Source organism: Methylocella tundrae (assembly GCF_038024855.1).
GTDB lineage: Bacteria > Pseudomonadota > Alphaproteobacteria > Rhizobiales > Beijerinckiaceae > Methylocapsa > Methylocapsa tundrae.
The window spans coordinates 1,847,253-1,869,835 of record NZ_CP139089.1; the positions used below are offsets into that span (position 1 = coordinate 1,847,253).

Consider the following 22,583-nt stretch of genomic DNA (forward strand, 5'->3'; position numbering starts at 1 on the left):
GGAAAACGCCTGTCGCGCTTTCGGACCGTGAGGATGCACCAAACCAGTCATGCAAGCGAGCGATGTGCGCAACGGCGCCTCCATCGCACAGATATTTGGAGCCAGTTCGATGGCGCATAAAAAAGCAGGCGGCTCGTCCCGCAACGGCCGCGATTCCAAGGGCCGGCGTCTCGGCGTGAAGAAATTCGGCGGCGAATCCGTGGTGAGCGGAAACATTATCGTTCGCCAGCGGGGCACCACCTGGCACCCCGGCGCCAATGTCGGCCTCGGCACGGACCATACCTTGTTCGCTCTGATCGAAGGCAAGATCAAATTTTCGACCAAAGGAAATGGCCGCGCCTATGTATCGGTCATTGCTGAGCCACAAACGCAAGCTACAGAATAAGGGCGGAGAGACTGGAAAACCTCCGCCTGTCCCATCAGACCCGGCGGACTAGGTTTTCTGAAATGTTTGAAAACCGCTCTTTGGAAATCAGGGAAGTCCGGAAAAGCTCGAACGGCTTTGCAACGGGTGTGGGACGTCGCCGCTCTCTTTTGTTGCAGAACCCTATGGGTTCGCCAGCCGGAGCCACCATGTTCCCTGATCTGACCTGCGACGATATCTTTCGTCTCGAAACCAAACGACTGTGGCTGCGCTGGCCCCGCGTCAGCGACGCCCCGGCGGTCACGAGTTTCGCAAGCCTCGCCGAAACAGCACGGATGACGGCCGAGATCCCGCATCCCTATCCCGCCGGCGAAGCCGAGCGCTTCATTTTCCAGGCTCGCGCCGACAACGCCAACGGCAATGCGCTGATCCTCGTGATCAGCCAGAAGGGTGACTGCCGGCCGGTCATCGGCGTCGTCAGCGCGACTCTGTCGGAAGCCGGAGACATCGAACTCGGGTTCATCCTGTCGCCGACCGCATGGGGCAAAGGCTTCGCCACCGAAGCGGTTAGGGCGCACGTCGAGGCGCTTTTCGCCTTGACCAAAGCCGAACGCATTCTCGCCAATGTGAGGGTCATCAACCAGGCGTCGCGCCGCGTCCTGGAAAAGTGCGGGTTCGCTTACGTGGACGCCGGGCTTGACCTGCTGCCTGCGCGCGGCGGGCTTTATCCCTGCGACCGGTTCCTGCTCACGAGAAAGGGCTGGACCACCAGCCGCCTCAACCCCCATCTTCCCGCGATGGCGCACCAGACGCCAGACGCCATGGCGGCAGTCTTGCACCTTGCCTCGACGATCGAGGCTTAGGGCATGATCCCGAAAAGCCCCGAGGTTTCTGGCCAAGAGCGCGCCTGAAACAAAAAGATAAGAGCCGCGGCGTTTTCAAGCCGCCGCGCATGATTTTCGGAAAGCGCCCGACTTTTCGGATAGGATCATGTTTCAAGGCGAGAAAACGGGTGTGAGCGGTTCAACTGGGGCCGCTCATGCTCCGACATTTTGCAAGGCTGCTGCGCGGGCTGGCAAGGCGTCGTCTTTTCCTTGAAATGATCCCTCGTTCTCCATAGACGATACAGCGATGAAATTTCTCGACCAGGCCAGAGTTTACATACGTTCGGGCAACGGCGGCGCAGGCTGCCTGTCGTTCCGGCGCGAGAAATTCATCGAATTCGGCGGCCCCGACGGCGGTGACGGCGGACGCGGCGGCGACGTCATCGTCGAATGCGTCGGCGGCCTCAACACACTGATCGACTACCGCTACCAGCAGCATTTCAAGGCGAAGACCGGGACCCATGGCATGGGCCAGAACCGCTCCGGCGGCAAAGGCGCCGACGCTATTCTCAAAGTGCCAGCCGGCACGCAGATCTTTGACGAGGAAGGTGAACAGCTCATCGCCGATCTGACCGAGATTGGCCAGCGCGTCACGCTCGCTCGCGGCGGCAATGGCGGCTTCGGCAACGCGCATTTCAAGACGGCGACGAATCAGGCGCCGCGGCGCGTCAATCCCGGCCAGGAGGGCGAAGAACGCACCATCTGGCTGCGCCTCAAGCTGATCGCCGACGCCGGGCTCGTCGGACTGCCGAACGCCGGCAAATCGACCTTTCTTTCAATAGTCAGCGCGGCGCGGCCGAAGATCGCCGACTATCCCTTCACGACGCTCCATCCGCAACTCGGCGTCGTCGCTTGCGACGGACGCGAGTTCGTCCTCGCGGATATCCCCGGCCTCATCGAGGGCGCGCATGACGGCGTTGGCCTCGGCGATCGCTTCCTTGGCCATGTCGAGCGCTGCCGCGTGCTTTTGCATCTCGTCGACGCCAATACGGAGCACGCCGGCAAAGCCTACAAGACCGTCCGCCGCGAACTCGAAGCTTATGGCGAGGGCCTTGCCGACAAGCCCGAAATCGTCGCTTTATCGAAGATCGACAGCGTCGACGCCGAGACCCTGAAGCAGCAGGCCCTGCGCCTGAAGCGCGCCGCCAAGCGCACGCCGCTGAAAATTTCGGCCGCGACCAACGTCAACGTGCGCGAGGCCTTGCGTGCTGTTCTGGCCGAGATCGACGCGGCCGACGCTCGACAGGAGGCGGCGGTGGCGCCCGCCGCCGAGTGGGCGCCATGAGTCAAAGCTCCGCCGCGAGACGCTTCGCCAGCGCCCTGCCCCGGCTCGATCAGTTCCGCAGGATCGTGATCAAGGTGGGTTCGTCCCTTCTCGTCGATCGGGCTCAGGGCCGCGTCAAACGGGAATGGCTCGTCTCCCTGGCGCGGGATATAGCTGCGCTGCATGCCAAAGGCGCTGATGTCCTCGTCGTCTCATCGGGGTCGATCGCGCTGGGCCGGACCGTGCTCGGCCTGCCGGACGGAAATCTCAAGCTCGAGGATAGTCAGGCCGCCGCCGCCGTCGGACAGATCGCGCTGGCAAGGATCTGGGCCGAAACGCTCGCCGATCTCTCCATCACGGCGGGGCAAATTCTCGTCACCTTCGGCGATACCGAACAGCGCCGCCGCTATCTCAATGCGCGGGCGACGATCGGGCGCCTGCTTGATCTTCGCGCCGTGCCTGTCATCAATGAAAACGACACGGTGGCGACATCCGAAATCCGCTATGGCGACAATGACCGCCTCGCCGCGCGCGTCGCCACCATGGCGAGCGCCGATCTTTTGATTCTGCTGTCTGACGTTCAGGGGCTTTACACCGCGCCGCCCAATGAGAACCCCGACGCCGCGCTGATTCCGGTTGTGCCGCGCGTGACTGCGGAGATCGAAGCGATGGCCGGCGGCGCAGCCTCTCATTTGTCGCGCGGCGGCATGCGCACCAAGATCGAGGCGGCCAAGATCGCAACGACGGGAGGCGCACATATGCTGATCGCCGACGGGAGGATTAAACATCCCGTGGCCCGCATCAGCGAGGGGGCTCCGTGCACCTGGTTCCTGACAGGCTCCAGCCCCGTCACCGCGCGCAAAAAATGGATCGCCGGCTCGCTCGAGCCACGCGGAGCGCTGCATCTTGACGCCGGCGCCGAGCGCGCCATCCTGTCGGGCGCGAGCCTGCTGCCTGCCGGCGTGACGCGCGTCGAGGGCAATTTCGCGCGCGGCGACTGTGTGCTGATGCGCAATGTGCAGGGCGGCGAGATCGGGCGCGGCCTCGTCGCCTATGACGCCGGCGAAGCGGTGCTGATCGCCGGCCGCAACTCGCAGGATATTGAAGAGCTGCTCGGCGAGCCGGGCCGCGCGGCGCTGATCCACCGCGACGACATGGTGGTGGCGGGCGACCGGCTGGGCTGATTTCCAACAAGCGCAAAAGACTCGGGCAACGGCGATGGACAATTTGAAGCGCGTCGAAAACAGCGGCCAGGACGTGGAAACGCTGATGGCTGGACTGGGGCGCAAAGCGCGCCAAGCCGCCCACACGCTCTCTCTCGCGTCGACGGAGACAAAAAACCACGCCCTGCGAGCAGCGGCCGCGGCGATCCGGGCCAATGCCGAAGCGATCATGGCGGCCAATGCGCAGGATTTTTCCGCGGCCAAGACCAAAGGCGTCGCCGGCTCTTTCCTTGATCGCCTGAGCCTCGATTCCGGCCGCATCGAAGCCATGGCGAAAGGCGTCGAGGAGATCGCCGCCCTGCCCGATCCCGTCGGGCGCGTGCTGGCGCGCTTTGAACGCCCGAACGGACTGTTGATCGAACGGGTCGCGACCCCGCTCGGCGTCATCGGCATTATTTATGAAAGCCGCCCCGCTGTGACCGCGGACGCCGGCGCACTTTGCCTCAAGGCCGGCAACGGCGCGATTCTGCGCGGCGGCTCCGAGAGCCAGCGCTCGACGCAGGCGATCCACGCCTGCCTCGTCGCGGGGCTCACCGAGGCCGGGCTGCCCCCGGCGGCGATCACGCTCGTGCCTGTCGTTGATCGCGCCGCCGTCGGCGCGATGCTGACGGGGCTCTCAGGCAATATCGACGTGATCGTGCCGCGCGGGGGCAAGAGCCTTGTGGCCAGGGTGCAAGAAGAAGCGCGCGTGCCCGTCTTCGCCCATCTTGAAGGGGTCGTGCATATTTTTGTCGATCGCGACGCGGATCTCGCGAAAGCCTCCAGAATCATTCTCAACGCGAAGATGCGCCGCACCGGCGTTTGCGGCGCGGTGGAGGCGCTGCTCATTGATCGCGCCTGCGCGCCGACGCATCTTGGCCCGCTTGTCAAAATGCTGATCGAGGCCGGCTGCGCCGTGCGCGGCGACGCGGAGGCCTGCGCCGCCGACCCCCGCGTCACGCCCGCGAGGCCGGAGGATTGGGGCACGGAATATCTCGACGCCATCATCGCCGTGCGCGTCGTCCAGGGGATCGACGAGGCGATCGCGCACATCGAAACTTATGGCTCGCATCATACCGATGGCGTCATCACCGAGAATGCGGCGACGGCGGAACGCTTCCTCAAGGAAGTCGATTCGGCCATTGTCGTCCATAACGCCTCGACGCAATTCGCCGATGGCGGCGAATTCGGCTTCGGCGCCGAAATCGGCATCGCCACCGGGCGGATGCACGCGCGAGGTCCTGTCGGGCTCGAACAGCTGACCTCGTTCAAATATCGGGTGCATGGCAGCGGGCAGATTCGTCCGTGAGGATGAGCCCGCGACGTCTTGAGGCGCTTTACAGGCAAATAGACGTCGCTTCGCTCGAAGGGCGCACGGGCGGACAAGAGCATCCAGGACTTGTCAGGCTGCCGCCGCACTATAAGGGGCTGCGCGTCGGGCTGTTCGGCGGGAGCTTTAATCCGCCACATAAGGGGCATCGCGCGGCGAGCCTCCTAGCGCTGCGCCGATTGCGGCTCGATCGCGTCTGGTGGCTCGTCAGTCCCGGCAATCCGCTGAAGGATAAGACGGAACTCACTCCTCTGGGTCAGCGCATGGCCGCGGCGCAAAAGCTCGCCTGCCACCCACGGATCGAGGTCACAGGCGTCGAGGCGGCGATCGGCACAACCTATAGTTTCGAGACGGTCGCTTATCTGAAACGACGTTGCCCCGGCGTTCATTTCGTGTGGATCATGGGCGCCGACAATCTCGCCGGATTTCACCGCTGGAAACGCTGGCGCGATCTCGTCGCTCTCGTGCCGATCGCGATCATCGACCGGCCGGGCTCGACATTAAAGGCTATGTCGACGCGGGCGGGATGGATGCTCGCTCCCTATAGGCTGCCCGAAAACGCCGCCGCGCGCCTTGCGGCTGCGAAGCCGCCGGCTTTCGTTTTCCTGCATGGGCCGCGCTCCCCGCTATCATCGACAGCGTTGCGCAAAAGCCGCCCATAGGCTGAGCCCCCCACCCGAGAGCCTACCGGCTGATGCCTTGCGCCGCGTCGATGAGCGGCTGCGCCGGCGCCCGAATGAGCCCGTGAGTCGGCCTGTCGAGACCGAAGACCAGCCTCCCGGCGCTCGACTGACCCGCGCGGCGAAATGACAGAGTCGTCACACCCCTCGCTATGGCGTCAATGCGTGATGGCGGCAGGCGGCGCTCAATCTTACCAGATCCAGAAAAGCAGCGCCCAGCTGAAGACGCCGATCGAGGCGGCAAGCCCGGCGCCCGCTGTCGCAGCGAAACGGCGCAGAGGGCTTTTGGTCCAGCGGCCGGCGATCCCCCATGCCAGAACGATCGACCAGAGCGCCGCGCCCCCCAGCAATCCGGCGCGCAAGAGGCTGAGGAAAGCGAACGAGACGCCTTCGGCCCGCAGCAGGGAGACAGTGGTCATGCTAAGGCCCAGAAAGACGCCGCAGGCCGCAATCGGAATGAGGCTTTGCGCGAGATGGTGATAGCGCTCCGAGGCATAGGCGCCGAGACTGCGCGTCGCGGCGTACAGGCAGGCTGAAACCAGAGCGCCAATGGCGACGGCGGTGGCGGCGATGTAGAATATGAGAACGGCGCCGTCGAGAAGGGTCAGTTGATCGTTGACGTCCGGATAATTGGTGAAAATCCACCACGGAGCCGAAGCCTGCAAAGGCCACATGACGCCACTGTCGATGAGCCAGGTCGCCAGATCCTGCTTGATCTCGACATACCAGGGGCTCGCCCCCCAATGGAACGCGCCAGCGGCGACCCCCATCAGGCCGAAAACGATGAGCAGCGTCTCGACGGGCTTGGGCGCTGCGCCCGCGACCTCGACGATCTCCTGATTTGGCGAACGCGGCGCGAGTTCGATGGCGTCGCGGAACCCGCTGCAGCGGCCGCACATATGGCAATCGTGATTGCCCTTCATCAACCGGAGCGGCACCAGCGGCGCGCAATTCACCCGCCTGACGCCTGCGTTATGCGCATGCCGCGATCTCGACCAGGCCTCTTCGTCGACCCTGAAATGAACGGGCGCGAGCTTCGCCAAAAGGCCGAAGACGCCATTCACCGGGCAAAGATAACGGCACCAGACGCGCTTGTTGCGGCCGTAAAGATAGCCAATGGCGATCGCGCCCGCCGTCGAGCCGCCGAGGATCAGGAGAGCAGGCTTCGGATATTGATAGACGCTGATCATCTGGCCGTAAATCGTGGTGCAGACGAAAGCGACGAAAGGCCAGAATTTCCAGGTGACCCAGCGCGGCACCGCAAGGCCGCGGCCGTGGCGGCTGACTATTTCCGTCAGCGCCCCTTCCGGACAGAAGACGCCGCACCAGGTGCGTCCGACCAGCACCATGCTGAGCAGCACAAAGGGCCACCAGACGCCCCAGAAAGCGAATTGGGCGAAGAGCGTGAGATTGGTCCAGATATGCGCCGTGCGTTCCGGCAAAGGCAGGAATGCAGGAACCGCGACCAGCAAGAGATAAGCGAAGACGACGACCCACTGCACGCGCCGGATCAGTTTCTGATGGAGCCGCAGCCAATCGCCGAAATGGCCGAGCGCGCGCGACAACGGCGAGCGCCGCGGCGGCTCGCCCCCCTGCGCCGACGGCCCCCCCGCGAGATCCGCCTCGGTCTCTCTCGCAACCAGATAAGCCATCGAATTCAGGTCTCCGCTCTCGCGCCTGACGTCGCCAGCGCCTCGCTTAACGTATGCTTTTCTCCAAAATGTCTGCGAGCGGTCGCGCTGCGCCTCACTTTATTGCGAGGCAGACGCCGTTCCAGACAAGAGCTATTCATTTCGCAATGATAACGGCCTTTGGCGCGTCCGGGTGAAAATCATCGAAAAACTGATATTCGCCGGGGTCCAGCGTCCTGAACACGAGGATCGACGTCGAATTTGGCGCAAGCACTTTTTCCTTGCGCAATTCAGCGCTTTCGAATTCCGCCGGCGTATCGCCCGTATTACGCAGTTCAAGCTTGAAGCGCGTGTTGGCGGGCACCTCGACGCGCAAGGGCGCGACCTTGCCGTCGTGGAACTCGAGCGTAAACGTCGGCTCTTCGTCGGCGCTGAGAGGCGCTCCGATCAAAAGAAGGCTCAAGACAAGCCAAAGCGTCGCAACATTCTTCAAGCTTTTGCCTTCCATGCTGACGCGGCGCGCCTTGAGGCCGGATGCTGACATAAGGGGAGCGGCCTGCCGGCGGTCAATAGGCGCCCTTCTTACCGGGCCCCGCGTAAGTAAACTCATACTCGACGGTGAAGGGCTTGAACCAGGGCGCGACGCCGGTCTCCTTATCGACATGACGTCCGAAGTGGGCGTGCGGATTTTCGTTCGGCGGAATGATCGTCAGCGCGAGCCTATACTTGCCGGGACCGAATAGTTTAACGTTATCGCCATAATGCGGGCCGTCGGCGGCGACCATCGGCATGAAGCTGCCCTTGAGGGTCTGATTGTCGTCGAGCTTGGTCAAAACGTAATCGACCCCAAGGTAGGGGATCCAGTCGCCCTGTGCAAATCCGTTGACGTTGCCTTTCGCCGCGTGGATGTCGGCTTCAAGATGAACGTCCGAATCCTTGGCCGGACGCATCATGTCCGGCGGGTCCATTTCGATCGGCTGCAGATAGACGGCGCCAATCTCCATGCCGCCTTGCTCCTGCGGCTTACCGATGGGATATTCCTTGGCGATGGCGGGAACTGCGACGAAAGACGCCAAGGCGAGAGCGATGAGAGCAGGGCCAAATAGCTTCATTTTTTCTCCTTGCGACGCCTCAGCGCACAGAAACTGGACAGGCCAGCAACGCGAAGCGATTATCGCGTCTCGATTGACGAGGACTCTTAGACTAAAACGACGACATCTTGAAATAGGAGAATGAAACTTTATAATCACTCTAACAAGTCAAGTTTAGAATTCGTATAATCTATTACAGCGCCTCAACGACGTTTGGCGCTTCAACGCCAAGGGCGCGTCGAAGGCGGTCGCGATCGCTCTCACGTCCTGGTATCGCGAGACGAAGCCAGTCTGGACGAGCGTCGAAGCGCCGCACCCAAATCCCGGCCCCCGCCAGCGCCTTGAAACGCCGCCCGGCGTCGGGCGCGGCCGCAAGACGGAATAACGGGCTCCCGCCATAAAGCTCAAAACCCGCGCTTTTGAGAATCGCATCGAGCGCCGCGGCGTCCCCCTTCAGCCTTTCGCGCGCCGCCTCGAACCACGGCGAATCGGCAAGAGCTTGTGCGCCGATCGCGATCGCTGCGCCTGAGATTGGCCAGCACCCGAACGCCGCACGCAGCTTCAAAGCCATGTCGCGCGGCGCGATGGCGAAGCCAAGCCGGAGCCCCGGCAAGCCAAAGGTCTTGCCGAAGGATCGCAGAACGAGGGCGCCGGATCGCGGCAGTTCTGGCGCAAGGCTGACGCCGGGTTCAAGAAAATCGGCGAAGGCTTCATCAATGATGAGAAGTTTGCCGCGCTCCCGAAAGCTTTCCGCCAAGCCGCGAAGGTCGTCGCGGGCGATGAGCCGGCCGTCCGGATTGTTTGGATTGACGATGACGCCGACATCCTTGTCGCCAAACCCGTCGAGATCATTGACGATCGACGTCGCAGCGCCAGAGGCTCGCCAGGCGGAAAAATGTTCGAAATAGGTAAAGCCAAGGATGCCGACGCGACGCGCTGGAAAGAGATGCGGCAGCCAATTGATGATGGCCTGCGTCCCCGGAGCCGCGACAATCTCCGCGTCACGCGAGGCCCCATAGGCGGTTCTGGCGGCGGCCTCGAGCGCGGCCAGCCCCGGCGCGTCCGGCAGGCGCGTCGAGCTTTCGGCGGACGGCGGCGAGAAAGGATAGCAATAAGGATTGACGCCGGTCGAAAGATCAAGCCAAGGCTCGGGCGCGCATGGAAAAGCCTGGCGCGCCGCCGAAAGATCGCCGCCATGAGCTTGCCTTCCAGCGTCATGGCCGGGGATAAGGTCAGTCGCGCGTTCCGTGTTGCCGCTCAATTGCGACGCCTCTTCGGAAAGCCGGTCAATCCGTCCTCGATCATGCTTTAACGCCTTGCCGCCTTCACCGCTTCCGCCGGACTTCGACCCATGGGTTTCACCGCGCATTTTGAGCTGGCCGTCCTTGCTGTAGCGATCGAGGCCGTGGTTGGCTACCCACCCGCGCTTTATGCGGCGCTCGGCCATCCGGTCAGCTGGATCGGCGCCTTGATCTCGTATTGCGACCGGCGCCTCAATCGCGAGGACCGGTCTTTCGCGGAGCGGCGCATTCTGGGCGCGGCCGCGCTTGGCTTCATATTGGCCGCCGCCGGGGGCGCGGCATTCGTCATCAGCTCCCTCATCGTTCACTTGGCCCTGCCGAATTCGATCGCGCTGTGCCTGCTTGCGCTTATCGCTTCGAGCCTGATCGCGCAACGCAGCCTCCATTCTCATGTCCGCGCCGTGGCGTTGGCGCTTGAGCATCGCGGGCTGGAGGCCGGCCGCGCCGCGGTCGCCGCCATTGTCGGGCGCAACGTCAGCGCTCTGGATGCAGCGGGCGTCGCCCGGGCGGCGATCGAGAGCCTCGCCGAGAATTTTTCCGACGGGATCGTCGCGCCGGCGTTCTGGCTGGCTGCTGGCGGTCTTCCCGGCGGCGTCTGCTACAAGGCGATCAATACAGCCGACAGCATGATCGGCCACCTGACGCCGCGCCATGCCGCCTTCGGCTACGCCGCCGCCAAACTCGATGATGTCGCGAATTTCTTTCCCGCCCGCTTGTCCGTCCTCTGGATCGCCGTCGCCGCCATGTTCCTGAAAGGCGCCGGCGCTGGGGGCGCCTGGCGCACGGCCTTGCGCGACGGGCGCGGCCACCCCTCCCCCAACGCCGGCTGGCCGGAGGCGGCATTCGCCGGAGCGCTTGGCCTCAAACTTGGCGGCCCGCGCCGCTATGGCGACGAGGAAATCGCTGATGCCTGGATCGGCAGCGGCGAGAGCGCCGCGACGAGCCGGGATATTTTTCGCGCGCTCGCCCTTTATCGACGCGCCTGCCTCGTCCACTGGGGCGTGCTGGCGCTCGCCGCGCTGCTTTTTATCGCGCGAGGGTAAGCAGCAGGTCGAGGTCCATGTGGATCTCAAGATGCCGGGCGATGGCGTCGAGCGCGCTTTCGACCGACGCCTCGTAAGATAGGCCGGAGCCGGAGCCGCCGAGGCGCGCCAGCAGCGCGCTGCGCTGCGCCGGCTCGCTGAACAACCCATGCACGTAGCAGCCGCTGATGCGGCCGTCGGCGGAGACGGCGCCATCGCGGCGGCCGTCGTCGAAAATGACCATCGGCCGATCGCAGCCAGCACCCTCTGTGCGGCCAAGATGCATCTCATAGCCCTTGAACGGCGCGCCGTCGGCCGCCCCCCTGCCCCGCACGGGAGCCAAAACCTTTTCGGCCGCGAGTTCTGTGGCGATATCGAGCAGACCAAGCCCCGCCGTCTCGCCGGGCGGACCCTCAAAGCCTTGATGATCTCGGAGGACGCGGCCCAGCATCTGATATCCGCCGCAAAGGCCAATGACATGGCCGCCGCGCCGCACATGCGCGGCAAGGTCAATGTCCCAGCCCTCGCGCCGGAGAGCCGAAAGATCCGCGATCGTCGTTTTGGAGCCCGGCAGAAGAACGAGCCTTGCTTCCGCCGGCAAAGGCTCGCCGGAGCGGACCATGATGAGCGAAAGATCGCTCTCGAGCCCCAAAGGATCGAGATCGTCGAAATTGGAAATCCCCGGCAGGAGCGGAACGGCGACGAGGATTTTTCCGGTCCCCGAACGCCGCTTCCCGGCCAGGCCAAGAGCGTCCTCGGCCGGCAGGCGAGCCGCGTCAGGGCAAAATGGAATAAGCCCCAGATTCGGCCAACCGGTCATTTGCTCGATCAGCGCCATGCCGTCCGAAAAAAGCGCCGGATCGCCGCGAAATTTGTTGACGAGAAAGCCTTTGATCATCCTCGCGTCGGCGGGATCGAGCACCGCCTTGGTCCCGACGATCTGGGCGATGACGCCGCCACGGTCGATATCTCCAATCAAAATCACAGGCGCGTCAGCGGCGCGTGAAAATCCCATATTGGCGATGTCGTTCTTGCGCAGATTGATCTCCGAGGCGCTTCCTGCGCCTTCCACGATGACGAGATCGCACTTTTGCGCAAGGCGCTCGAAGCTTTCGAGAACGGGGGCCAGCAGCTTCGGCTTCCAGTCCTGATACTCACGCGCCGCGGCGGTCCCGACGACGCGCCCGCGCAGCACCACCTGCGCGCCAATGTTGCTTTGCGGCTTGAGCAGCACCGGGTTCATGTCGACGCTCGCCACGGCGCCGCAAGCCAGCGCCTGCAGCGCCTGAGCGCGGCCAATCTCGCCTCCGTCCGCGGTGACGGCGGCATTGTTCGACATGTTCTGCGGCTTGAAAGGCAGGACTTTGAGGCCGCGGTTGCGATAAGCGCGGCAGAGACCGGCGACGATCAGCGATTTGCCGACGTCGGACCCGGTCCCCTGCAGCATCAGGACTTTTGCGCGCCGCATCAAAACTCGATGCCCTGCTGCGCTTTGACGCCAGCCGAGAAATGATGCTTGACCAAACTCATTTCGGTGACGAGGTCGGCGGCCGCGATGAGCTCCGCCTTGGCGTTGCGGCCCGTGACGATGACATGGAGGTCGGGTCTGCGGCCGCTAAGCTCCGCGACGACCATCGCGAGCGGCAGGTAATCATAGCGGAGCGCAATGTTCAGCTCATCGAGAACGATCAGCTTGATCGCGGGATCGGCCATGAGGTCCAGCGCTTTCGCCCAGGCCGCTTCGGCCGCGGCCACGTCGCGCGCGCGATCCTGGGTCTCCCAGGTAAACCCCTCCCCCATCGAATGCCAGGCGACGAGATCGGGAAAGCGGCGGAACATGTCGCGCTCGCCAGTCTCCCAGGCTCCTTTGATGAATTGCACGACGCCGCATCGCCAGCCATGGCCGAGCGCGCGCAGCAAAAGTCCGAAGGCCGCCGTCGACTTGCCCTTGCCGGCGCCGGTGTGGACGATCAGGAGTCCTTTTCCGGTGATGGCTTTGCCGGCGACCTCGGCGTCCTGAACGGCCTTGCGCTTTTGCATTTTTTCACGGTGGCGCGAGGCTTTCGCCTCATCCGATAATTCGCTCAACGCAGCCGTCCCGTCAAAGCCTGTTGCAAAGGCGACGATGACCGCAGACAAAACGGCGGCCGCCTTTTCGTGATTCATACATTAAAGATCGCGGGCGCGGGTTGCGACCTTATTGCAGCTTGGCAAGTTTGCTTTTTCTCGTCACACAATCGTGCTTGGCCGATGTCGATGTTTCGACTTATGCCGTCGGCCGGTCAAAAAACGAAGCCCGCTGCGGGCTATGGGAGGATCAAGGATGAAGATAACGGCTCTGCTTCGCTGCCTGCTCGCCGGCGGTTTTGTCGTCGCCGCGAGCGCGGCTCGCTCTGATGGAGCCGGTGACCCAACGCCCGTCAGTTCGACGGACGGGCAATATTTTGATAAAGACGGCAACCCGACCTACAAGATCGGCAAGGACGGCAAAGTCGACTGGTACACCTTCATCGGTTACCGCATGTACGGCGCCAACTGCCTCCAGTGCCACGGTCCGGACGCCCTCGGCTCCTCCTATGCGCCCTCTCTCGTCGATTCTTTGAAGTCGCTCTCGACCCAGCAGGTGCTCGGAACGATCATCGGCGGCAAGCGTGACGTCACCGCGGCGCAGGATCTGGTGATGCCCTCGTTCGGGGAAAACAAGAACGTCATGTGCTATCTCAACCCCATTTACACCTATTTGCGGGCGCGCTCGGACGGCGCATTGGGCCGCGAGCGGCCGAGCAACCACGAGGCGAAGCCGGCCGACTGGGAAAAGACGGTCGACGACTGCTTCAAGTGAGGCTGGGGCTTCCGATTGACATAGCGCCCATTCCGTCTAGTGTCTGGCCTGTAACGGTCCCTCTATACGAGGGGTAAATGGGAATGTGGCGCCGCGTTCGGAAGAACGCCAATCCACAGCTGCCCCCGCAACTGTAAGCGGGTAGTCGCATGCCGGGACGCCACTGGGGGCCTAAAACCCTTGGGAAGGCGGCATGCGACGCCGATCCGCAAGCCAGGAAACCTGCCGTTCGATCGAGGATAGGCCGGCGGGGAGCTCCGGCCCCAATCGATGCCGGCGGTCCCCCGCAGGCGAAGGCGGCTGCGCCACAGCCGCCGGCAAAAGCCCCCTTGCAATTCAAGGACCGGGGCTTGATGAACGATCTCTCCCACAGCCGTCTTTCGCGCATTCCCGCGACCATCGTCACCGGCTTCCTCGGCGCCGGAAAGACGACGCTGATCCGCCATATTCTCGCCAGCGCGGGAGGACGCCGTCTCGCCCTCATCATCAATGAGTTCGGCGACATCGGCGTCGATGGCGATATCCTCAAGGGCTGTGGCGATCTCGCTTGCGCGGAAGACAGCATCATCGAACTCGCCAACGGCTGTATCTGCTGCACGGTCGCGGATGATTTTCTTCCCGCCATCGAAAGGCTTCTCGCGCTCGATCCTCCGCCTGAACATATCATCATCGAGACATCCGGCCTCGCGCTGCCGAAGCCGCTCGTCAAGGCTTTCGACTGGCCGGGCGTCCGCGCGCGATTGACGGTCGATGGCGTCATCGCCGTCGTCGATGGAGCGGCCGTCGCCGATGGCCGCTTCGTTGACGATCCAGAAAAGCTCGCGCTGCAGCGGCAAGCCGATCCCTCGATCGACCATGACAATCCCCTCGAAGAAGTCTTTGAAGACCAATTGCTGTGCGCCGACCTTATCGTCTTGAACAAGATCGACCTCATCGCCGCGCCCGAGCAAGCCCGCATCGCTTCTGACATCAAGGCGCTCCTGCCCCGCGCGACGAAAGTAATCGCGTCGCAGCAGGGGCGGATCGACGCGCGGGTTCTGCTCGGCCTTGGCGCCGCCGCTGAAGATGACGTGTCGAACCGGCGCTCGCATCATGATGAAGAAGCCGAGCACGACCATGATGACTTCGAAAGCCTTATCATGGAGGTCGACGCTATTGACGAGGCCGCCCCTTTCATTCGCCGGCTGGAGGCTGTCGCCGAGGCTCACGACGTGCTGCGGATCAAGGGTTTCGTCGAGGCGCGCGGCAAGCCGATGCGCCTTCTCGTGCAAGGCGTCGGCAACAGGTTCCAGCATAGTTTCGACCGGCCCTGGGAGTCGGGCGAGGCGCGCTGCGGGCGCCTCGTGATCATTGGGAAAAAGGGCCTCGACGCCGCCGCGATCAAGCGGATGCTGGAGCGCTGAATGCATCTTTTGCGGACGGAAAGCCGATCGCTGGATGAGGCCGAAGCCGCCATCGACCTTGCACAGACGCCGGCCGATTTGGTGTTCCTCTCCTTTTCCGACAGCGATCTCGGCGCTGTAGCGGCGGCCGCGCGGTCTCGCCCCGGCGGCGCGATGAGCGTTCGGCTGGCTAATCTCGCCGTCCTCAAGCATCCCTATTCCATCGATCTTTACGCCGAAAAAGTCATCGCCAAATCGCGATTCATTCTGATCCGCCTGCTCGGCGGCCTCGACTATTGGCGCTACGGCGTCGAGGAATTTTGCCGCATCGCGCGGGCGCACGGCGTCTTGCTCGCCATCATTCCGGGCGACGCAGCGGAAGATCAACGCCTGGCCGAGGCGTCCAACATGGCGGCCGAAGACCTCAAAGAGATTTTTGCGCGCTTTCAAAGCGGCAGCGCGGGCAATATCGGAGCGGTTCTCGACTGGATCGAACATCGCCTCGATGCGCCGGCCGTATGGGGCGTAAAGCAGACTATTGCCGCCGCGGGCGTCTTCACGGCGGGTCGCAGACTGACGCGTGGGGCCAAGCGGCGCGCGCTCATTATATTTTATCGGTCATATATGCTGGTTGACGATACGGCGCCGATCATCGCGCTCGCCGACGCGCTCGCCGCGCGCGGATTTGACGTCGAGCCCATTTTCGTGACGAGCCTCAAAGATGTCGGAGCCGTCAGATTCTTGCACGAGACGATTGCGTGCGGAAAACCCGATGTGGTTTTGAACGCGACGGCCTTCTCGGCGCGGCTCGACGAAGGCGGCAGCGTTCTCGATGAAGCCGACGCCCCCGTGCTGCAAGTCATCTTCTCCGGCGCTGGCGAAGCACAATGGAAAGCCGACCCGCGCGGCCTTTGCGGCGCGGATCTCGCCATGAATGTCGTTCTGCCGGAGATGGATGGACGCCTGATCACGCGCGCGATCGCCTTCAAAAGGCAGGCGTCGCCTCGGCCGGATCTTGAATTCACGCCATTGGTGCACGCCGCCTGCGATTCACGCGTCGCATTCGTCTCGGACCTTGCAACAGCCTGGGTCGATTTGCGCAAGACGGCTCCGGCTGAGCGCCGCCTCGCCTGCATCCTGTCCGATTATCCGGGCAAGGCGGGACGCGGCGGCTATGCTGTGGGTCTCGATACGGCCAAGAGCGTCGCGTCGATCGCCGAAATGCTGCGCGAGGCGGGCTACGCCATCGGACCTTTGCCGCACGAAGATCATCTCATGCGAAGCCTCGAATCTGGCGCTGAGACAGCGCGCCTGAGCCTTGCCGATTACGAAGAGGCGCTGCGCGACATGCCGCGCCCCTTTACCGAGACGCTCAACGCGCAATGGGGCGATCCCGCCTCTGACCCAGACGCCATCGAGGGCTTCTTTTCATTCCCAATTTTGCACGCGCAAAACTTCTACGTCGCCATGCAGCCCGATCGCGGATCGAGCGCCGAGCGCAAAGCGCAATATCATGACGTCGCCCTGGCGCCGCGCCACGCCTATGTCGCCTTCTATGTCTGGCTGCGTCGGGTCGCCGGCATCCACGCGATCATTCACTGCGGCGCACATGGCACGCTCGAATGGCTGCCGGGCAAAGCCATTGCATTGAGCGAAGCCTGCGCGCCCGAGGCGGTGCTTGGCGCGACGCCAGTGATCTATCCCTTTATCGTCAATAATCCGGGCGAAGCGGCGCAGGCCAAGCGCCGCTTGAGCGCCCTGATCATCGGCCATCTGACGCCGCCCTTAACATCCGCGCAAAGCCACGGCGCGGCGCAGGAAATAGAAGCTCTGCTCGACGAATATGCAAGCGCCGAAATGCTGGATCGCAGGCGCGCCAGACTGCTCGCCAAAGCCATTCTCGCCCGCGCCAAAGAGACCGGCCTCGCGCAGGATTGCGGCCTCAATGATGACGATGATCCTATAGGGGGTTTGCAGCGTCTCGACGCATGGCTTTGCGATCTCAAGGATATGCGCATCGGCGATGGCTTGCATGTGTTTGGACGTGCGCCGGCGGCGGCGGTTCGCGACGCAAACGTCGCAACGCTCGCGAAAGCCAATGGCGCAGGCGACGCCGCGCCGCTATCTGCGCTGATTGATCGCTGCGCCGAGGCGGAACGCGAAGGCCTGCTCGCGGCGCTCGACGGGCGTTTCGTTCAGCCAGGTCCTGGCGGCGCGCCATCGCGCGGACGCATCGACGTGCTGCCGACCGGCCGCAATCTCTATGGGGTCGATCCGCGCGCGGTTCCAACCCGCACCGCCTGGGAGATCGGTCAGCGCGCCGCTCAGGAAGTGCTGAGCCGCCATGCGCAGGACAATGGCGAATGGCCAAAGAGAATCGTCATGGATCTTTGGGCCAGCGCCACCATGCGCACCGGAGGCGATGATCTCGCGCAGGCGTTGGCCTTGCTTGGCGTCAAGCCGGTCTGGGACAACGCCTCCTCCCGCGTCACCGGTTTCGAGATCATCTCTCCGGCAAGACTCGACCGCCCCCGCGTCGACGTGACGCTGCGCATCTCGGGGCTCTTTCGTGATGTCTTTCCGGCCCAGATCGCGCTTTTCGACTCGGCCGTACGCGCCGTCTCTGAAATCGATGAAGATGACGAGGCTAATCCTTTGGCGGCGGCGCGGCGTGCGGCCGGCGTCGCGCCTTCGCGCATCTTCGGCGCCGCGCCATCGGCCTATGGCCTCGGACTTTCCCGCGCAATGGACGCAGACGCCACGCTGTCGCGCGAAGAACTTGGCCAGCTCTATCTCGATGCGACTTCGCACGCCTATGGCGGCGCCCGCGGCGAAGGGATCGCGAGCCCCGGCTTTACCGAGCGCGTCGCAAGCGCCGACGCAATGATCCATGTGCAGGACCAGGATGAACAGGATCTTCTCGACTCCGATGCGATCGTCGATCATGAAGGCGGCTTCGCCGCGGCCGCGCAATTGCTTGGCAATGATGCGCCGATCTATCATGTGGAGACGACGCGGCCCGGCGCGATAAAGGTGCGAACATTGCCCGAGGAAGTCGCCCGGATCGTGCGCGGCAGGGCCAGCAATCCGCGCTGGATCAGAGGCCAGATGCGCCACGGCCATCGTGGCGGCGCCGAGATCGCGGAGACCGTCGATCATCTTTTCACGCTCGCCGTCATGAGCGACGCCGTCTCGAGCCAGCATTTCGAGCTGCTTTTTGACGCCACCTGCGGCGATCCAGACGTGCGCGATTTTCTTGTCGCTGAAAACCCGAAAGCGGCGCTCTGCATCCTGGCCCGCTTTGAAGCGGCGCTGCGGCGCGGCTTCTGGCAAGGCCGGCGCAATTCCACGCTCGACACTCTCGCATCGATGCGGAAAAGCCTTTCATGCTAATTCGCTCCGAATTGCGCAAAGGCTGGTGCCCCGGCGCGCTCTCCCCGATGCTGGCGAAAGATGGTTTTCTCCTGCGCTTGCGCATCAGCGGCGGCATTGTCGGCGCCGCAACGATGCGCGCGATCGCCAACGCTTCGCGCTCCTGTGGCAATCGTCTCATCGATCTTTCCGCGCGTGGCAATCTGCAGTTGCGCGGCGTATCTCAACCCACGCTCGCCGCTCTTACAGAAAGGCTGAGCGAGCTCGGCCTCATCGATGAAGATCCGGCCGCCGAAGCCATACGCAACGTGATGGTCAGCCCGCTCGCCGGCCTTGGCGCCGCGATTGACGTCGGCCCGATCGGCAAGGCGCTCGAAGCCGCGCTCGTCGCGGCGGTTGATCTGCATCGCCTGCCCGGCAAATTCGGCTTTCTGATCGATGATGGCGGCGCGCTTTCGCTCGAGGACGAGCCCGCCGACATCCGCTTCGCCTATCGCAAAGCGCATGATGACTTCGCGATTTCGATTGGTGGCGTATCGAGCGACGCGGTTAGTCTCGGTTTTTGCGCGCCCAACAGGGTCGTCGCAGCGGCCATCGATCTCGCCCGCGCCTTTCTCGCAATTGGCGCGGCTTTGCCGGAGCCACCGCGAAGAATGATGGACCTCATATCACAATGCGGTTCCGCCATCATCGCCGAATCCGCCGGCCTCACTCTGACGCCAGCGCGACAACAGGGCCGCATCGAGGCGCCTTCCCCGGTCGGACTGATCAGCTTTGACGACTCATTTTGCTTTGGCGCCGGCGCGCCCTTTGGCCGACTCACCGCCGACATGCTTGACGCGGCCGCTCAGGCTGCGGAGGCTTATGCGGCGGCCGAGATCAGATTGACGCCCTGGCGCTCGCTGCTCCTGCCGCATGTGGACGCCTCAGCGAACGACGCTTTGCGGCGTCATTTCACAGCGGCAAATTTCATCGTCGCTCCCGACGATGCGCGGCTTCGCCTTGCGGCCTGCGGCGGCGCTCCTGCCTGCGAACGCGCGACGACGCAAACGCGCGAGGATGCGTTGGCGCTTGCGGCCATCGCGCGACGGTTCAACGGCGCCGGCATTGCCTTGCACGTGTCCGGCTGTCAAAAGGGCTGCGCCAGGCCGCGGCCAACGCCGGTGACGCTGGTCGGCAGGGGCGGCCTTTACGATCTCATCATCAACGGGACGCCCTGCGATCCAAGCGCCGCGCAAAACCTTACCTTGACGGCGGCGCGCGACATGCTGGAAACCATGACGCATGGCGTTGACGAAAACGCGAAAAGCAAATGCATATGAACGCGCAGCAAATTGGACATCGCTTCGACTATATTCGCGACGGCGCGGAGATTTACCGGCGCTCCTTTGCGACGATACGCGCCGAAGCTGACCTGACGCGCTTCACGTCGGATGAAGAGACGGTCGCCGTGCGCGTCATTCATGCTTGCGGCATGGTTGAGGTCGGCAACGATCTTTTCTTTTCGCCAAACGCAGCGGCTCTGGCGCGCCGCGCGCTGCGCGATGGCGCGCCGATCCTTTGCGACTCCAAGATGGTCGCAGATGGCGTGACAAGATCGCGCCTGCCGAGCCGCAATGAAGTCATCTGCACGCTCGATCACCCCGCCGTCGCCGAGCTCGCACGAGAGATCGGCAATACCCGGAGCGCCGCGGCGCTGGAGCTCTGGCGCGAGCGGCTGAGCGGCGCCATCGTCGCCATCGGCAATGCGCCGACGGCTCTGTTTCATCTGATCGACATGCTGGAGCACTTGTCCGCGCGGCCCGCCTGCATCATCGGCATGCCGGTCGGCTTTGTCGGCGCGGCGGAATCAAAAGAAGCGCTGATCGAACTGGCGCCGGCGCCTTACATCACTGTGCGGGGACGCAAGGGCGGGAGCGCCATGACGGCGGCCGCCCTCAACGCGCTGGCGGGGGACGCCGAATGATCGCGTCAGCGCCTGCTACCGGGCGGCTTTACGGCGTTGGGCTCGGCCCCGGCGATCCTGATCTTTTAACCGTGAAGGCGACCAAGATTCTGGGCTCCGCGCCCGTCGTCGCCTATTTCGCCAAGAAAGGCCGGCGCGGACAGGCGCGCGCCATCGTCGACCGCTGGCTCTGTCCGGCATGCCTCGAACTGCCACTCCTCTATCCCATAACGACGGAAAAGCATTTCAGCGATCCCGTCTATGTCGAGACATTGCGCGCCTTCTATGAGGACGCGACGCAAAGGATAGCGGATCATCTGTCGGCCGGCCGGGACGTCGCCCTCATCTGCGAGGGCGATCCCCTATTTTATGGTTCGTTCATGCATCTTTACGTACGGCTGAAGGACCGCTTCGCTGTGGAAGTCATTCCTGGCGTCACGGGCATGTCCGGCTGCTGGAGCGCCGCCAAAGTTCCGATCACCTGGGGCGACGACGTGTTGAGCGTTCTGCCCGCTACGCTCGGCGGAGAGGATCTCGCGCAGCGCCTTGGGGCGTGCGACGCCGCCATCATCATGAAGCTCGGCGCCAATCTCGGCAAAGTCCGTGCGGCGATCCGCGAGGCCGGCCGCGAGGGCGCCGCGATCTATGTCGAACATGGCACGCAGGAAGCCGAAAAGATCATCCGCCTTGAAGACAAGACCGACGATCTCGCGCCCTATTTTTCGATGATCCTCATCCCGGGTCAAGGCAGGCGGCCATGAGCGCGGCGAACAGCGCCCCCGGCTCGCTGCGCGTCGTCGGACTGGGCCCCGGCCTTGCGGAGTGGATCACGCCGGAGGCCTCGAAGATTCTAGCGGAGGCGACTGATCTTGTCGGCTATGCGCCCTATGTCGAACGCTGCCCGCAGCGCGCCGGGCAAGTGCGGCACGGCAGCGACAACAGGGTCGAGCTCGATCGCGCGCGCGCCGCCTTGCGCCTCGCCCAGGAGGGCCGTCATGTCGCCGTGGTGTCGGGGGGCGATCCTGGCGTTTTCGCCATGGCCGCGGCGGTGTTCGAGGCGATCGATCACGGCGAGCCGGCATGGCGCGAGATCGACGTCGCAGTGTCGCCCGGCATCTCCGCGATGCAGGCGGCGGCGGCGCGATTGGGCGCGCCGCTCGGTCATGATTTCTGCGCGATCTCTTTGTCGGATAATCTCAAGCCTTGGGCGCTCGTCGAGAAAAGATTGATTGCCGCGGCGCAAGGCGATTTCGTCATGGCCTTCTATAATCCGGCCTCACGAACACGCCGCGATCAGATCCGCGCCGCCTTTGCTTTGCTGCGTCAGCACAAGGCGGAGCGGACGCCGGTGATGTTCGCCAAATCCATCGGCCGCGCGGACGAGCGCCTCATCGTCACGACGCTTGCGGACGCCGAGCCCGGCCTTGCCGATATGGCGACACTGGTCATCATCGGATCAAGCGAAACCAAAGTGATCGTGCGAGGCGCGGGCGAACCTTTCGTCTACACGCCGCGCAGCGCCGGACGCGCGCCATGACGCAGGATCAGATCAAGCGCCTCCGCGGGATCATGCGAGGCGTTCAAGGCGTCATAGGGACGCTCGACCATGATCACGGGAAGGCGAAGCCGGCGCGCGGCAAGAATCTTGCCGAACACGGCCGGAGAGCCGCTGTTCTTCGCAACGATGACGTCAATCATTTCATCGCGCAGAAGGCGCTCTTCCGCATCGGCGTCAAAGGGCCCGCGCGCGGCGATGACGCGGCAATGCTGGAAAGCGGGCGCGACCGGATCGATGCTGCGGATGAGATAGAAATGCTGCTGCGCAGCCTCGAAGGCTGCGAGCTGCAACCGTCCGATGGCGAGAAAGACGCGGCGGCTTTTATCCCCGAGCGCGCCGACCGCGCTCGCCATGTCTGGAACCTCGATCCAGCGATCGCCAGTTTCCCGCGCCCAGGCAGGCCGCGACAATATGATGAGCGGAATATTGCTTCTTGCCGCAGCGGTCCGCGCGTTGCGCGAGATCTGTTCGGCAAAAGGATGGGTGGCGTCGACAAGGACGTCGATGCGCTCGGCTGCGAGATAGGCCGCAAGACCGTCCGCGCCGCCAAAGCCGCCGATACGCAAGGGTATAGGCGGCGCGACGGGCGCCCTGGTGCGTCCGGCGAAAGACATGATCGCCTCAATGTCGCTTCGCGCCGCGAGGAGCGTTGCGAGCGCGCTTGCCTCGGAGGCGCCGCCAAGCACGAGAACCCTCATCTTTCTGTCTCCAGCTC

Annotated in this window: 22 protein-coding genes and 1 riboswitch; of the genes, 14 read left to right on the forward strand and 8 right to left on the reverse strand. The window is 63.9% G+C overall.

Going from position 1 to position 22,583, the window contains the following annotated elements; genetic code table 11:
* Window positions 1-109 precede the first annotated feature (109 nt).
* From rpmA to SIN04_RS10960, 6 genes are all read left to right on the forward strand, one after another.
* Window positions 110-385, forward strand: a complete 276-nt coding sequence (gene rpmA / locus SIN04_RS10935; RefSeq protein WP_174513583.1) for a 50S ribosomal protein L27 — start codon at window positions 110-112, stop codon at window positions 383-385.
* Between the two features lie 188 nt (window positions 386-573).
* Window positions 574-1,227, forward strand: coding sequence for a GNAT family N-acetyltransferase (locus SIN04_RS10940; RefSeq protein WP_134489098.1), 654 nt, complete (start codon window positions 574-576; stop codon window positions 1,225-1,227).
* 268 nt (window positions 1,228-1,495) lie between these two features.
* Window positions 1,496-2,533, forward strand: coding sequence for a GTPase ObgE (gene obgE / locus SIN04_RS10945; RefSeq protein WP_134489100.1), 1,038 nt, complete (start codon window positions 1,496-1,498; stop codon window positions 2,531-2,533).
* The gene (gene proB, locus SIN04_RS10950) at window positions 2,530-3,696 is read left to right on the forward strand and encodes a glutamate 5-kinase (protein WP_134489102.1); all 1,167 of its coding nucleotides are present in this window, start codon (window positions 2,530-2,532) and stop codon (window positions 3,694-3,696) included. The genes obgE and proB overlap by 4 nt, the downstream gene beginning before the upstream one ends.
* Before the next feature lie 34 nt (window positions 3,697-3,730).
* Window positions 3,731-5,023, forward strand: coding sequence for a glutamate-5-semialdehyde dehydrogenase (locus SIN04_RS10955; protein WP_134489104.1), 1,293 nt, complete (start codon window positions 3,731-3,733; stop codon window positions 5,021-5,023).
* Between the two features lie 2 nt (window positions 5,024-5,025).
* Window positions 5,026-5,706 (forward strand): nicotinate-nucleotide adenylyltransferase, encoded by a 681-nt coding sequence (locus tag SIN04_RS10960; RefSeq protein ID WP_134489106.1) that lies wholly within the window; start codon window positions 5,026-5,028, stop codon window positions 5,704-5,706.
* Window positions 5,707-5,728: 22 nt separating this feature from the next.
* Here the strand turns inward: SIN04_RS10960 and SIN04_RS10965 are convergent, their stop codons facing one another.
* The 5 genes from SIN04_RS10965 to cobD all read right to left on the reverse strand — a co-directional run bounded on the left by SIN04_RS10965 (window position 5,729) and on the right by cobD (window position 9,815).
* Complete coding sequence (locus tag SIN04_RS10965; RefSeq protein ID WP_341264439.1) at window positions 5,729-5,866, reverse strand: hypothetical protein; 138 nt, start codon at window positions 5,864-5,866, stop codon at window positions 5,729-5,731.
* Window positions 5,867-5,915: 49 nt separating this feature from the next.
* Window positions 5,916-7,376: a 4Fe-4S binding protein gene (locus SIN04_RS10970; RefSeq protein WP_134489108.1), complete on the reverse strand. Its 1,461-nt coding sequence runs from the start codon at window positions 7,374-7,376 to the stop codon at window positions 5,916-5,918.
* Between the two features lie 136 nt (window positions 7,377-7,512).
* Window positions 7,513-7,863: a cupredoxin domain-containing protein gene (locus SIN04_RS10975; protein ID WP_244605957.1), complete on the reverse strand. Its 351-nt coding sequence runs from the start codon at window positions 7,861-7,863 to the stop codon at window positions 7,513-7,515.
* A 58-nt stretch (window positions 7,864-7,921) separates the two neighbouring features.
* Window positions 7,922-8,467 carry an iron transporter gene (locus SIN04_RS10980; protein WP_134489112.1) on the reverse strand — a complete coding sequence of 182 codons (546 nt, stop codon included), beginning with the start codon at window positions 8,465-8,467 and terminating at the stop codon, window positions 7,922-7,924.
* Window positions 8,468-8,639: 172 nt separating this feature from the next.
* The gene (gene cobD / locus SIN04_RS10985) at window positions 8,640-9,815 is read right to left on the reverse strand and encodes a threonine-phosphate decarboxylase CobD (RefSeq protein WP_134489114.1); all 1,176 of its coding nucleotides are present in this window, start codon (window positions 9,813-9,815) and stop codon (window positions 8,640-8,642) included.
* On the opposite strand from cobD, the gene cbiB reads away from it, so the two are divergent.
* Window positions 9,798-10,790, forward strand: a complete 993-nt coding sequence (gene cbiB / locus SIN04_RS10990) for an adenosylcobinamide-phosphate synthase CbiB (RefSeq protein ID WP_341264440.1) — start codon at window positions 9,798-9,800, stop codon at window positions 10,788-10,790. The genes cobD and cbiB overlap by 18 nt on opposite strands.
* On the opposite strand, the gene SIN04_RS10995 is transcribed toward cbiB, so the two are convergent.
* Both SIN04_RS10995 and cobO read right to left on the reverse strand, forming a co-directional pair.
* Window positions 10,774-12,216: a cobyric acid synthase gene (locus SIN04_RS10995; protein WP_341264461.1), complete on the reverse strand. Its 1,443-nt coding sequence runs from the start codon at window positions 12,214-12,216 to the stop codon at window positions 10,774-10,776. The two genes, cbiB and SIN04_RS10995, sit on opposite strands and share 17 nt — an antisense overlap.
* Window positions 12,217-12,236: 20 nt before the next feature.
* Entirely contained in the window at window positions 12,237-12,809 is a 573-nt protein-coding gene (gene cobO / locus SIN04_RS11000) for a cob(I)yrinic acid a,c-diamide adenosyltransferase (protein WP_244629079.1), read from the reverse strand.
* Between the two features lie 283 nt (window positions 12,810-13,092).
* Between cobO and SIN04_RS11005 the strand changes: the two genes are divergently transcribed.
* From SIN04_RS11005 to cobJ, 7 genes are all read left to right on the forward strand, one after another.
* A complete protein-coding gene (locus SIN04_RS11005) occupies window positions 13,093-13,611 on the forward strand; it encodes a c-type cytochrome, methanol metabolism-related (RefSeq protein ID WP_134489121.1) in 519 nt (172 codons plus the stop codon).
* A 37-nt stretch (window positions 13,612-13,648) separates the two neighbouring features.
* A riboswitch (cobalamin riboswitch) is annotated at window positions 13,649-13,855 on the forward strand.
* Window positions 13,856-13,964: 109 nt separating this feature from the next.
* Complete coding sequence (gene cobW, locus SIN04_RS11010; protein WP_134489123.1) at window positions 13,965-15,014, forward strand: cobalamin biosynthesis protein CobW; 1,050 nt, start codon at window positions 13,965-13,967, stop codon at window positions 15,012-15,014.
* A complete protein-coding gene (gene cobN, locus SIN04_RS11015; protein WP_134489125.1) occupies window positions 15,015-18,386 on the forward strand; it encodes a cobaltochelatase subunit CobN in 3,372 nt (1,123 codons plus the stop codon). It begins immediately after the preceding gene.
* Window positions 18,380-19,687 carry a precorrin-3B synthase gene (gene cobG, locus SIN04_RS11020; protein WP_341264441.1) on the forward strand — a complete coding sequence of 436 codons (1,308 nt, stop codon included), beginning with the start codon at window positions 18,380-18,382 and terminating at the stop codon, window positions 19,685-19,687. Before cobN ends, cobG begins: the two co-directional genes overlap by 7 nt.
* On the forward strand, window positions 19,684-20,331 hold the full coding sequence (locus tag SIN04_RS11025; protein WP_197731968.1) for a precorrin-8X methylmutase: 648 nt from the start codon (window positions 19,684-19,686) through the stop codon (window positions 20,329-20,331). Before cobG ends, SIN04_RS11025 begins: the two co-directional genes overlap by 4 nt.
* Window positions 20,328-21,071 carry a precorrin-2 C(20)-methyltransferase gene (locus SIN04_RS11030; protein ID WP_134489129.1) on the forward strand — a complete coding sequence of 248 codons (744 nt, stop codon included), beginning with the start codon at window positions 20,328-20,330 and terminating at the stop codon, window positions 21,069-21,071. The genes SIN04_RS11025 and SIN04_RS11030 overlap by 4 nt, the downstream gene beginning before the upstream one ends.
* Window positions 21,068-21,847, forward strand: coding sequence for a precorrin-3B C(17)-methyltransferase (gene cobJ / locus SIN04_RS11035; protein ID WP_134489131.1), 780 nt, complete (start codon window positions 21,068-21,070; stop codon window positions 21,845-21,847). Before SIN04_RS11030 ends, cobJ begins: the two co-directional genes overlap by 4 nt.
* Here the strand turns inward: cobJ and SIN04_RS11040 are convergent.
* The gene (locus SIN04_RS11040; protein WP_134489133.1) at window positions 21,814-22,566 is read right to left on the reverse strand and encodes a cobalt-precorrin-6A reductase; all 753 of its coding nucleotides are present in this window, start codon (window positions 22,564-22,566) and stop codon (window positions 21,814-21,816) included. The two genes, cobJ and SIN04_RS11040, sit on opposite strands and share 34 nt — an antisense overlap.
* Window positions 22,567-22,583: the final 17 nt, after the last annotated feature.

What these genes read in the sequence shown, in the direction of transcription:
- SIN04_RS10995 (WP_341264461.1), bottom strand. Translation starts at nt 12,216, where the DNA reads ATGCTGCAGGGGACCGGGTCCGACGTCGGCAAATCGCTGATCGTCGCC.
- SIN04_RS10970 (WP_134489108.1), bottom strand. Translation starts at nt 7,376, where the DNA reads ATGGCTTATCTGGTTGCGAGAGAGACCGAGGCGGATCTCGCGGGGGGG.
- SIN04_RS11005 (WP_134489121.1), top strand. Translation starts at nt 13,093, where the DNA reads ATGAAGATAACGGCTCTGCTTCGCTGCCTGCTCGCCGGCGGTTTTGTC.
- cbiB (WP_341264440.1), top strand. Translation starts at nt 9,798, where the DNA reads ATGGGTTTCACCGCGCATTTTGAGCTGGCCGTCCTTGCTGTAGCGATC.
- SIN04_RS10980 (WP_134489112.1), bottom strand. Translation starts at nt 8,467, where the DNA reads ATGAAGCTATTTGGCCCTGCTCTCATCGCTCTCGCCTTGGCGTCTTTC.
- cobG (WP_341264441.1), top strand. Translation starts at nt 18,380, where the DNA reads ATGCTAATTCGCTCCGAATTGCGCAAAGGCTGGTGCCCCGGCGCGCTC.
- SIN04_RS11030 (WP_134489129.1), top strand. Translation starts at nt 20,328, where the DNA reads ATGATCGCGTCAGCGCCTGCTACCGGGCGGCTTTACGGCGTTGGGCTC.
- cobO (WP_244629079.1), bottom strand. Translation starts at nt 12,809, where the DNA reads ATGCAAAAGCGCAAGGCCGTTCAGGACGCCGAGGTCGCCGGCAAAGCC.
- rpmA (WP_174513583.1), top strand. Translation starts at nt 110, where the DNA reads ATGGCGCATAAAAAAGCAGGCGGCTCGTCCCGCAACGGCCGCGATTCC.
- obgE (WP_134489100.1), top strand. Translation starts at nt 1,496, where the DNA reads ATGAAATTTCTCGACCAGGCCAGAGTTTACATACGTTCGGGCAACGGC.
- SIN04_RS11040 (WP_134489133.1), bottom strand. Translation starts at nt 22,566, where the DNA reads ATGAGGGTTCTCGTGCTTGGCGGCGCCTCCGAGGCAAGCGCGCTCGCA.
- cobJ (WP_134489131.1), top strand. Translation starts at nt 21,068, where the DNA reads ATGAGCGCGGCGAACAGCGCCCCCGGCTCGCTGCGCGTCGTCGGACTG.
- cobN (WP_134489125.1), top strand. Translation starts at nt 15,015, where the DNA reads ATGCATCTTTTGCGGACGGAAAGCCGATCGCTGGATGAGGCCGAAGCC.
- SIN04_RS10960 (WP_134489106.1), top strand. Translation starts at nt 5,026, where the DNA reads ATGAGCCCGCGACGTCTTGAGGCGCTTTACAGGCAAATAGACGTCGCT.
- SIN04_RS10975 (WP_244605957.1), bottom strand. Translation starts at nt 7,863, where the DNA reads ATGGAAGGCAAAAGCTTGAAGAATGTTGCGACGCTTTGGCTTGTCTTG.
- SIN04_RS10955 (WP_134489104.1), top strand. Translation starts at nt 3,731, where the DNA reads ATGGACAATTTGAAGCGCGTCGAAAACAGCGGCCAGGACGTGGAAACG.
- cobD (WP_134489114.1), bottom strand. Translation starts at nt 9,815, where the DNA reads ATGCGCGGTGAAACCCATGGGTCGAAGTCCGGCGGAAGCGGTGAAGGC.
- SIN04_RS10940 (WP_134489098.1), top strand. Translation starts at nt 574, where the DNA reads ATGTTCCCTGATCTGACCTGCGACGATATCTTTCGTCTCGAAACCAAA.
- proB (WP_134489102.1), top strand. Translation starts at nt 2,530, where the DNA reads ATGAGTCAAAGCTCCGCCGCGAGACGCTTCGCCAGCGCCCTGCCCCGG.
- SIN04_RS11025 (WP_197731968.1), top strand. Translation starts at nt 19,684, where the DNA reads ATGAACGCGCAGCAAATTGGACATCGCTTCGACTATATTCGCGACGGC.
- cobW (WP_134489123.1), top strand. Translation starts at nt 13,965, where the DNA reads ATGAACGATCTCTCCCACAGCCGTCTTTCGCGCATTCCCGCGACCATC.